The 9,936-nt window shown below is 65.5% G+C and carries 8 protein-coding genes; 3 read left to right on the plus strand and 5 right to left on the minus strand.

Annotated features, from left to right (window positions below; all coding sequences use genetic code 11):
* Positions 1–87: 87 nt before the first annotated feature.
* Positions 88–1,020 carry an AEC family transporter gene (locus tag ACTIIH_RS14965; RefSeq protein ID WP_441452691.1) on the minus strand — a complete coding sequence of 311 codons (933 nt, stop codon included), beginning with the start codon at positions 1,018–1,020 and terminating at the stop codon, positions 88–90.
* Between the two features lie 82 nt (positions 1,021–1,102).
* On the opposite strand from ACTIIH_RS14965, the gene ACTIIH_RS14970 reads away from it, so the two are divergent.
* Positions 1,103–1,573 (plus strand): Hsp20/alpha crystallin family protein, encoded by a 471-nt coding sequence (locus tag ACTIIH_RS14970; RefSeq protein ID WP_441452692.1) that lies wholly within the window; start codon positions 1,103–1,105, stop codon positions 1,571–1,573.
* Between the two features lie 51 nt (positions 1,574–1,624).
* On the opposite strand, the gene ACTIIH_RS14975 is transcribed toward ACTIIH_RS14970, so the two are convergent.
* Entirely contained in the window at positions 1,625–2,359 is a 735-nt protein-coding gene (locus tag ACTIIH_RS14975; protein WP_441452693.1) for a class I SAM-dependent methyltransferase, read from the minus strand.
* 129 nt (positions 2,360–2,488) lie between these two features.
* Here ACTIIH_RS14975 and ACTIIH_RS14980 point away from each other — a divergent pair, with 129 nt between their 5' ends.
* Positions 2,489–3,748 (plus strand): aminotransferase class I/II-fold pyridoxal phosphate-dependent enzyme, encoded by a 1,260-nt coding sequence (locus ACTIIH_RS14980; RefSeq protein WP_441452694.1) that lies wholly within the window; start codon positions 2,489–2,491, stop codon positions 3,746–3,748.
* 86 nt (positions 3,749–3,834) lie between these two features.
* On the opposite strand, the gene ACTIIH_RS14985 is transcribed toward ACTIIH_RS14980, so the two are convergent.
* Genes ACTIIH_RS14985 through ACTIIH_RS14995 form a run of 3 tightly spaced genes read right to left on the minus strand, consistent with a single transcriptional unit; the run spans position 3,835 to position 8,639 of the window.
* On the minus strand, positions 3,835–4,689 hold the full coding sequence (locus tag ACTIIH_RS14985) for a 3-hydroxybutyryl-CoA dehydrogenase (RefSeq protein ID WP_441452695.1): 855 nt from the start codon (positions 4,687–4,689) through the stop codon (positions 3,835–3,837).
* Positions 4,690–4,738: 49 nt separating this feature from the next.
* Entirely contained in the window at positions 4,739–5,245 is a 507-nt protein-coding gene (locus ACTIIH_RS14990; protein ID WP_441452696.1) for a peptide deformylase, read from the minus strand.
* Positions 5,238–8,639 carry a pyruvate carboxylase gene (locus tag ACTIIH_RS14995; protein WP_441452697.1) on the minus strand — a complete coding sequence of 1,134 codons (3,402 nt, stop codon included), beginning with the start codon at positions 8,637–8,639 and terminating at the stop codon, positions 5,238–5,240. Before ACTIIH_RS14995 ends, ACTIIH_RS14990 begins: the two co-directional genes overlap by 8 nt.
* A gap of 175 nt (positions 8,640–8,814) precedes the next feature.
* Between ACTIIH_RS14995 and ACTIIH_RS15000 the strand changes: the two genes are divergently transcribed.
* Positions 8,815–9,660, plus strand: coding sequence for a ParA family protein (locus ACTIIH_RS15000; protein ID WP_441089869.1), 846 nt, complete (start codon positions 8,815–8,817; stop codon positions 9,658–9,660).
* Positions 9,661–9,936 lie beyond the last annotated feature (276 nt).

The raw sequence follows: 9,936 nt of genomic DNA on the forward strand, positions 1-9,936 counted from the left end.
CTAGGACCGAGTACTCAGCGGCCGATCCCAGTGCGGGGTCGGCCGCTGTGCTGTCGGCCCCTGTGCCGACGGCAGGAGAATCCGTACTCAGGCGAGCACCGACTGGCCGATGAGGAGGACGACCGGCAGAGTGACGAGCATGATGACGGTCTGTCCGGCGATGAGTGCGGCCATGAGTTTCGCGTCTCCCCCGAGCTGCCTCGCCATGACGTAGCCCGAGCTCGCCGTCGCGATCGACTGGAAGAGCAGCCCGACCAGTGCAGGCACCGTCGGGATGGCGAAGAGGGCCAGGGCTGCCAGCGACAGGCTCGGCAGTACGAGCAGCTTGATCGACGTCGAGGCGATGATGGCCCGGGTATGAGAACGCAGAGAGAATGTCTGCAGGCCGGCACCGACGCACAGCAGACCGATGGGCAGTGAGGCCGACGCCAAGGGATCGAGGAATGTGGATGCCACGTCGGGCAGGCCCAGACCGCTGACGTTGGCCGCAGCTCCGGCGACGCAACCGAGTACGAGAGGATTCGTCACGATCGCCCTCAGCGGTGCGAGCAGCGAGCTCGGCCCGGTGCGGAGGAACTCGAAGCCGAGACTCGAGACGACGTTGACCGTGGGGACGAGAATCGCTGCGACGATCGCGGCAACGGCGCTTCCTTCGGAGCCGAACAGGCTGCCCGCCAAGGACAGCCCGATATAGGTGTTGAAGCGGATGCCTCCCTGCAGAACAGAGGTGAAGGCGGGAAGATCACGCGCGATGATCCGACGGGTCACAATGATGCCCAAGGACACGATCACGGTGGGAATGACGAGCGCCGCCGCCAACCGCGCGAGCGGAACATGGGCCACATCCACCTCGGCGACGGAAGTGAAGAGCAGCACCGGAAGCAGACAGTAGTACGCGAGCTTCTCCGCACCCGACCAGAACTCGGGACTCCGAAAACCAGGCAGTCTCTTCAGCACCAAGCCGAAGGCGATGAGCACCGTGACGGGAAGGAGGGCGAGGAGTATGGGAACCAGGCTCACAGACTGAGAATTTCATGAGTTCGGAATCAATTCAAAGTTGAGTGTGTTTGACTCAATGTAGGACCAGAACGAAAGGAAGCACATGGCTACACGTTTCGACCCCATCCGCGACCTCGACCGATTCTTCTCCGAGGTCACCCGCACCCCTAACGCCACCACTCTGCCGATGGACCTCTACCGTGACGGCGAAGTCTTCATCGCCCGCATCGACATGCCCGGAGTCGATCCGAGCAGCATCGATGTCGACGTCGAAGACCGCACGCTCACGGTCCGCGCCCGCCGCGAATCCGAGGTCGCCGACAAAGACGTGAAGTGGCTGACCAGGGAACGCACCAACGGCACCTACGCCCGCCAGCTCACGCTCGGCAACCGGGTGGCCCTGGATCGCATCCGCGCCGACTACAGCGACGGCGTCCTCACACTGACGATCCCCGTCGCCGAGGAGGCCCGTCCGCGGAAGATCTCCGTTTCGCACGCTTCCGGACAGACCGCCCCCGAGGTGGTCGAATCGTCCGCGGCGGACGAACCCCGCTCCCCCGGCGCCGGCAGCTGACTCCGTGAGCGCGGGCCCCACCCGAACGCGGGTGGGGCCCGCTTCGTGCATTCAGCGGCGCTGAAGCAGGTAGGCCAGGCACATGTACGGCAGGTCCACCCTGTCCGGGATTGGATGTTCGACACGGAGATATTCGCGCAGATTCGATTCGACTCTGTCTCTGGTCTTCTCGTCCGAGCGCAGCCAGTAGGAGCGTGTGCGAGCGAGGTCGACGATTCCATCGACGGAGACCTCCGTGGCGAATTCGACGAGTCTGTTCTCTTTGAGAGTCAGACCGCTGCCGGGCTGAGGTCGGTACTGAGGTCGGTACACGTCGCCCGCGTGCATGATCCGGCTCAGGCGCAGCACCCAGTCGACACGGACATCGAGCTGGTTGATGAGGATGAGCAGTCGGCCTCTCGGACGGAGGATGCGGGCCACCTCGGCGGCGGCTCTCGACTCGTCGAACCAATGCCAGGCCTGAGCGACCGTGACGAGATCGAGGCTCTCGGCTTCCAGGCCCGTGTCCTCGGCCGCGCCGACCACGGTGGGCGCAGGATTGCGTTCGAGCGCGGCTGTGTCGGGATCGACGGCGATGAGATCGGCGCCGAGGGCAAGCAGCCGACGGCTGAGGATTCCGGTGCCCGCACCGAGGTCGCAGACCTGCAGATCGGACCAACTCCGGTCCCAACCGGTCAGCGCGAGATCGATGGCTGAGTCGGGATATCCGGGACGCACCTCGTCATAGACTCCGGCCTGGGTGCCGAAACTGCGTCCGTGGGCGGCCTGCGCACGTGGTTGCACCATCTGCCACTGCCTTTCGCCGAACGTCTGCCGGTCGTCCTGGCGACCGCTGCAGACCACTCTAGCGTCGGTGTCAGCCAGCGAGTCGATAGGATGGAGTCAACGGCCCGTTCCCAGCCCTGAGGAGTCAGCATGTCCGCACCGTCCGATCTCCAGTCCCGACTGGATGAGGCCTCCGCCGCCTATGAGGAATTCGCCTCACGTGGCCTCGACCTCGACATCACCCGCGGCAAGCCCGCCCCTGAGCAGCTCGACCTTGCCGCCGATCTGCTCACCGCGGTCAGCGGTGACGACGTGTTCACCCCAGGTGGTGTCGACACTCGCAACTACGGTGGGCTCGACGGACTCATCGAACTGCGTGAGATCTTCGCCCCGCTGCTCAAGGTGCCGGCGAATCAGCTGCTGGCCGGAGGCAATGCGTCGCTGACTTTCATGACCCAGGCGCTGACCTTCGCGCTCATGCACGGGACAGCAGTCGACGACCGCCCGTGGGGGCAGGGTCCGCATAAGCTGCTGTGCCCCGTGCCCGGTTACGACCGCCATTTCACCCTGGCCGAATCCCTCGGGTTCGAGCTGTTGACCATCCCGATGGATGACGAGGGCCCGATCATCTCCGAGGCGCAGCGTCTGGCCGAAGATCCGGCGGTCAAGGGCATGTGGCTGGTGCCGATGTATTCCAACCCGACGGGAATCACCATCACCGAGGCGCGGGCACGGGAACTCGCGGCCATGCCGACCGCGGCGGACGATTTCGTTCTGCTGTGGGACAACGCCTATGGGGTGCACCATCTGCGAGAGGACCATCCGGACAATCTCGACATCCTCTCTTTGTGCGCCGAGGCCGGCAATCCCGAACGAGCATGGATTTTCGCCTCGACCTCGAAGATCACTCATGCCGGGGCCGGGGTGTCGTTCTTCGCCGGCGGCCCGGCCACGGTCGACTGGATGCGAGCCAACCTCGGGAAGGTCGCGATCGGCCCCGACAAGATCAACCAGCTGCGCCATGCCCGGTTCTTCTCCGACCCCGCCGGGGTCGAAGCGCATATGCGCAAGCATGCCGAGATCGTCGCACCGAAGTTCGATGCGGTGCTCAAGGCGCTCGAGAACGGACTCGGAGCGGAAGAGCTGGCGCAGTGGACCTCACCGGACGGCGGGTACTTCATCACTCTGACGACGATGAAGGGCATCGCCGATCGCGTCGTCAAACTCGCAGGGGAAGCTGGAGTGAAGCTGACTCCTGCCGGTGCCACGCACCCGTACGGACTCGACCCGAACAACAACACCATTCGCATCGCCCCGACGATGCCGACACTCGATGAGGTCGAACTCGCGGCTCAGGGTCTCGTGGCATGCGTGCGACTGGCCAGCTATGAGAAGCTGCTGGCCGGCTGATAGACCTGCGCTGCCTGCAGACTCAAAACAGGTCCGCCCCGAACCGGATGGTTCGGGGCGGACCTGTCTGGTCCATGGTCGTCGGTTCAGTAGTCGTAGAAGCCGCGTCCGGACTTCACACCGAGCAGTCCGGCATCGACCATGCGCGACAGCAGGATCGGCGGCTTCGCGGCCGGATCGCCGGTCTCCTCATACATGCTCTGGGCAGCGTAGAGGCAGGTGTCGAGACCGACGAGGTCGGCGAGCTTGATCGGGCCCATCGGGTGGGCGCAGCCGCCGACCATGCCTGCATCGATGTCCTCCTTCGTCGCGAACCCGGATTCGAGCATCCTCACCGCGCTGAGCAGGTAAGGGATGAGCAGGGCATTGACGATGAACCCGGGGCGGTCATCAGCCTGGATCGGATTCTTCCCGAGCACCTCGGCGACGAACGAGGTTACGGTGTCACGGACGTCGTCGGCGGTGAGGACCGAGGAGACGATCTCCACCAGCGGCTGCACCGGTGCCGGGTTGAAGAAGTGGACGCCGAGTACGCGTTCGGGACGCGAGGTCGCCTGAGCGAAGCGGATGATCGGCATCGACGAGGTGTTCGAGGCGAGAATGGCCTCCGGGTCGGTGACGACCTGGTCGAGTTCGGCGAAGATCGACTTCTTGATGTCTTCGTTCTCGCTGGCTGCTTCGATGACGAGCTGACGATCGTCGAGGACGCTGATGTCGGTGGTGAACCGCAGTCGGCCAAGGGCCTCGTCGCGGGCAGCGGCATCGAGCTTGCCCTTGTCCACGGCGCGGGCGAGGGACTTCTCGATGCGGGCTCGGCCGGCGGCCGATGCCTCCTCGTTGATCTCACGGACGATCACGTCGAGGCCGGACTTCGCCAGCACCTCGGCGATTCCGGCTCCCATGAGTCCGCTGCCGATGACGGCTGTGCGCTGAATGCTCAAGAACTTCTCCTTCTCAGGTCATTGTGGTCGATGGTGTGTGTCGATGTGCTCAGGACATCCGCGCGAGGAACCAGTCGGCCGAGCGGATGGCCTTCATGGCCTCCCGCCGGCGCTCTCCGGGCAGAGTCTGGATGTAGACCTGCCCGTCGAGGTGACCCACCTCGTGCTGGAGCATCTGTGCGAAGACCTCAGTGCCCTCGATCTCGATCGTCTGATTCGTCGCATCCACCCCGCGCACCCGAGCGAACTCGTAGCGCGGGGTGGGGAAGAACAGTCCGGGCACGGACAGGCAGCCTTCTTCGATATCACGCAGCTGCCCGCCGAGCTCGACGATCTCCGGGTTGATGACATAGCCGGTGCGACGGTCGAGGTCGTAGCCGAAAGCCCGCAGGCCGACTCCGATCTGCGGTGCGGCCACGGCCGCACGGCCCTCGGGCCGTGCGGTGTCGACGAGGTCGGCGGCCAGGGCTTCGACGTGATCGTCGAAGACGGTCACCGTCTCGCACCTGCTGCGCAGGACGGGGTCGCCCCATAGCCGGATCTCGCGTTCAGGCATCGATCACCACGACGAGGTCTCCGCCTTCGAGCTGCTGGACATCAGCGATGGCCACGCGGGAGACGGTTCCGGCCGTCTGCGTGGTGATCGTCGCTTCCATCTTCATGGCCTCGATCGTGGCAACGGTGTCTCCGACAGCGACCGTGTCGCCCTCGTGGACCTGCATGGTCACGACGCCGGCGAACGGGCTGCCGACATGACCGCGGTTGTTCGGGTCGGCCTTCTCTGCCGTCTTGACTTCGCTTTCGACGGACCGGTCACGCACCTGCAGCGGACGCAGCTGTCCGTTGAGGGTGAACATGACCGAACGCATTCCGCGTTCGTCGGTTCCGCCGATGGCCTGGACGCCGATGAGCAGGTTCTTGCCCTTCGCCAGTTCGACGGCGTGTTCTTCGCCGCCGGTGAGCCCGTAGAGGTATTCGGAGGTCTCGACGACGGACAGGTCCCCGTAGTTCGAGCGCATCGTCCGGAATTCCTTCGTCGGCCCGGGGAACAGCAGCTCGTTGAGCTTGTCCTTCCGCTCCCGGCCCGGTGTCTGCAGGGCTTGCGCATCCGCGGGTTCGAGGTGTTCGACGAGCGGCTTGGCGGAGCGACCGGCGAGAGCCTTCGTGCGGAACGGCTCGGGCCATCCTCCCGGAGGGTCACCGAGGTCGCCGTTGAGGAAGCCGATCACCGAATCCGGGATATCGAACTTGTCCGGGTTCTCAGCGAATTCCTCCGGTGAGACACCGGCACCGACGAGATGGAGCGCCAGATCGCCGACGACCTTCGATGACGGGGTGACTTTGACGAGGTGGCCGAGGATCGAATCGGCGGCGGCGTACATGTGTTCGATGTCTTCGAACCGCTCCCCGAGTCCGAGCGCCACGGCCTGCTGACGCAGGTTCGACAGCTGACCGCCGGGGATCTCGTGGCGGTAGACGCGGCCGGTCGGGCCGGCGAGACCGGATTCGAAGGGTGCGTAGAGTTTGCGCACCGATTCCCAGTAGGGCTCGAGATCGCTGACGGCGTCGAGACTGATGCCTGTGTCGCGGTCGGTGTTCTCGAACGCGGCGACGAGGGCTGAGAGACTCGGCTGGCTGGTCGTTCCGGCCATGGCCGCCGAAGCGGCATCGACGGCATCGGCTCCGGCAGCGGCCGCAGCATAGAGGGTGGCCAACTGGCCGCCGGCGGTGTCGTGGGTGTGGACGTGGACGGGCAGATCGAAGTTCTCCCGCAGAGCCGTCACGAGCTTGGCCGTGGCGGCAGGGCGCAGCAGACCGGCCATGTCCTTGATGGCGAGAACATGGGCTCCGGCCTCGACGATCTGCTCGGCCAGGCGCAGGTAGTAGTCGAGCGTGTAGAGCTCTTCGGCTGGGTCGAGGATGTCCGAGGTGTAGCACAGAGCCACCTCGGCCAGCGCCGTGTTCGTTCCACGCACGGCTTCGATCGCCGGGCGCATCTGCTCGACGTCGTTGAGCGCATCGAAGATCCGGAAGATGTCGATGCCCGTGCGAGCGGCCTCGTCGACGAAGGCGTCGGTGACCTCGGTCGGGTACGGGGTGTAGCCGACGGTGTTGCGGCCCCGCAGCAGCATCTGCAGATTGATGTTGGGCACCGCGGCGCGAAGAGCCTCGAGGCGTTCCCAGGGATCCTCACCGAGGAAGCGCAGAGCCACATCGTAGGTGGCACCGCCCCAGGCCTCGATGCTCAGCAGCTCGGGCGTCATCCGGGACACGTGTCCGGCCACGGCCAGCAGATCGCGGGTGCGCACGCGGGTGGCGAGCAGCGACTGGTGAGCGTCACGGAAAGTCGTATCGGTGACGGCCAGAGTGGTCTGCTCCCGCAGGGCACGCGCGAAGCCCTCCGGACCGAGCTCGGCGAGACGGTCGCGGCTGCCGGGAGCGGGAGCCTGCGAGAGGTCGATGTTCGGGAGCTTGTCGCCCGGACGGATGCGCAGCCCCGGTTCGCCGTGGGGACGATTGACCGTGACGTCGGCGAGGTAGTCGAGCAGCTTCGAGCCGCGGTCGGCGCTCACGCGTGCGTCGAAGAGCTGCGGGCGCTCTTCGATGAAGGACGTGGAGAGGTCGCCGGCGACGAATGCGGGATCGTCGAGAACGGCCTGCAGGAAGCCGATGTTCGATGACACCCCGCGGATGCGGAACTCCGCCAGTGCTCGCTTGGCCCGGCCCACGGCCTGAGCGAAATCCCGACCACGGCAGGAGAGCTTGACGAGCATCGAGTCGAAATGGGGGCTGACGGCGGCACCGGCATGGACGGTTCCACCGTCGAGGCGCACACCTGCACCGCCGGCCGAGCGGTAGGCAGTGATCGTTCCGGTGTCGGGACGGAACGAGTTGGCAGGGTCCTCGGTGGTGATGCGGCACTGGAGGGCGGCACCCTTGATGCGCATCTCATCCTGTCGCAGACCGATCTCTTCGAGGCTGGCCCCGGCGGCGATGCGCATCTGAGACGCGACGATGTCGACATCGGTGATCTCTTCGGTCACGGTGTGTTCGACCTGGACGCGCGGATTCATCTCGATGAACACGTGCTTGCCTGCGCGCGGGCCGTCGGTCTCGAGGAGGAACTCCACGGTGCCGGCGTTCTGATAGCCCAGCGCCTTCGCGAACTTCAGGGCATCGGCGTGCAGGGCGGCCGCGATCTCGGGATCGAGGTTCGGCGCCGGAGCGATCTCGACGACCTTCTGGTGGCGGCGCTGCACGGAACAGTCGCGTTCGAAGAGGTGGATGGCGTTCGAATCGTTGTCGGCCAGCACCTGGACCTCGATGTGACGGGGGCGCTGCACCGCCTGCTCGATGAAGACAGTGGGGTCACCGAAGGCACCCTCGGCCTCGCGCATGGCGGCCTTCAGCGCATCCTCGAGCTCAGTCGCCTGAGCCACGCGACGCATTCCACGGCCGCCGCCGCCTGCGACAGCCTTGACGAAGAGCGGGTATTCCATCGATTCTGCATCGGCGAGCAGCTGGGCGATGTCGGCTGACGGACGAGTCGAGTCGAGAACCGGGATGCCCGCATTGCGTGCGGCCGCCAACGCCTGGACCTTGTTTCCTGCCAGTTCGAGCACATCGGCCTTGGGGCCGATGAACGTGATGCCCGCTTCAGCGCAGGCACGTGCCAGATCGGGGTTCTCGGAGAGGAACCCGTAACCGGGGTAGATGGCGTCGGCGCCGCTCTCCTTCGCCACCCGCAGCATCTCTTCGACGCTGAGGTACGCGCGGACGGGGTGGCCCTCCTCACCGATCATGTAGGCTTCGTCGGCCTTCATACGGTGTTCGGAGTTGCGATCCTCATAAGGGAAGACTGCGACGGTGGAGGCTCCGAGCTCATAAGCGGCACGGAAAGCACGGACGGCGATCTCTCCGCGATTGGCCACGAGGACTTTGGAGAACATAGGTGTCTCTCACTTCTGTATCGGCCGCACTGGGCGACTGGTCGACAAGCTGTCGGATACATACTCTACAAGTGACCTGGAACACCCCTGCGCCCGGGGGTCTACTTTGGACTGAGACGTGAGTCTCGGCGTGGTCGGCACGGCTCGGCAGCCGCCGATACGTTAACGTAGGAGGGTGCTTGTCCTCAGTATCAGCAGCCTCAAAGGCGGAGTCGGTAAGACATCCGTGACGCTCGGTCTGGCCTCGGCGGCCTACAACAGAGGAATTCCCACTCTGGTCGTCGACATGGACCCGCAGGCGGACTCGTCGACCGGCCTCGATGTGCCGACCTCGACGCGTGTCGATATCGCCGATGTGCTCGCTGCCCCGAAGTCCCAGAAGATCCTGTCCGAGGCGATCATCCCCTCCGGATGGGTCGGAGACCGGCTCGGCCACCTCGACGTGATCTCCGGTTCTCCGCGCGCTGCGGAATTCGATCGGCCTTCGCTGTCCGAGCGCTATCTGCGCCGACTCGAAGACGCCCTGTCGCGGATTGCCAAGGGCTACCGGCTCGTCCTCATCGACTGTCCGCCCAGCCTCAACGGCCTCACCCGCACGGCTTGGACGGCGAGCAATCGCGTCGCGGTCGTGACAGAGCCGAGCCTGTTCTCCGTCGCGGCCGCCGATCGGGCCCTGCGCGCAACGGATGAGCTGCGGCAGCGCGGTGCCTCCGACCTGCAGCCTCTCGGGCTCGTCGTCAACCGGGTGCGGGCCGGTTCGACCGAACACGACTACCGCATCCAGGAGATGCGCGAGATGTTCGGTCCGCTCGTGCTCAATCCGCCTCTGGCCGAACGCGCGGTCATGCAGCAGGCTCAGGGATCGGCGCGACCGATCCACTCCTGGCCGGGCAAACCGGCTGATGAGGTCTCAGCCTCGTTCGACGCTCTTCTTGAGCGCGCGCTGCGCTCGGAGAACATCCGGGGCCGACGCAGTGCGGCACCGACCAGGAACGGCGTTCAGCAGACCGAGAAGAAGTGAACGCTTAAGCCGCAGCTCCCCCAGCAGATCGCCGACTGCCGCCCCGAACACAGGTTCGCGGCGGCAGTTCTGCATGTGATGAAGACTCCCAGACCGCGTTCAGAACGACCCGGACGAGAACCGAGGCGGCCCGCTCGGTCTGAGCGGGCCGCCTCGGTGAAGGTGCAGAATCTTTGTCGGGTGTCAGCCGGACTTGCGTGCGCGTCGTGCTGCGAGTTCGTCCATGGCTTCGAGCGCCGCATCGTCTTCGGGAATGCGTTCGCTCGGGAATTCGGA

Source organism: Brevibacterium sp., assembly GCF_052105255.1.
In the GTDB taxonomy this organism is placed as follows: Bacteria; Actinomycetota; Actinomycetes; order Actinomycetales; family Brevibacteriaceae; genus Brevibacterium; species Brevibacterium linens_B.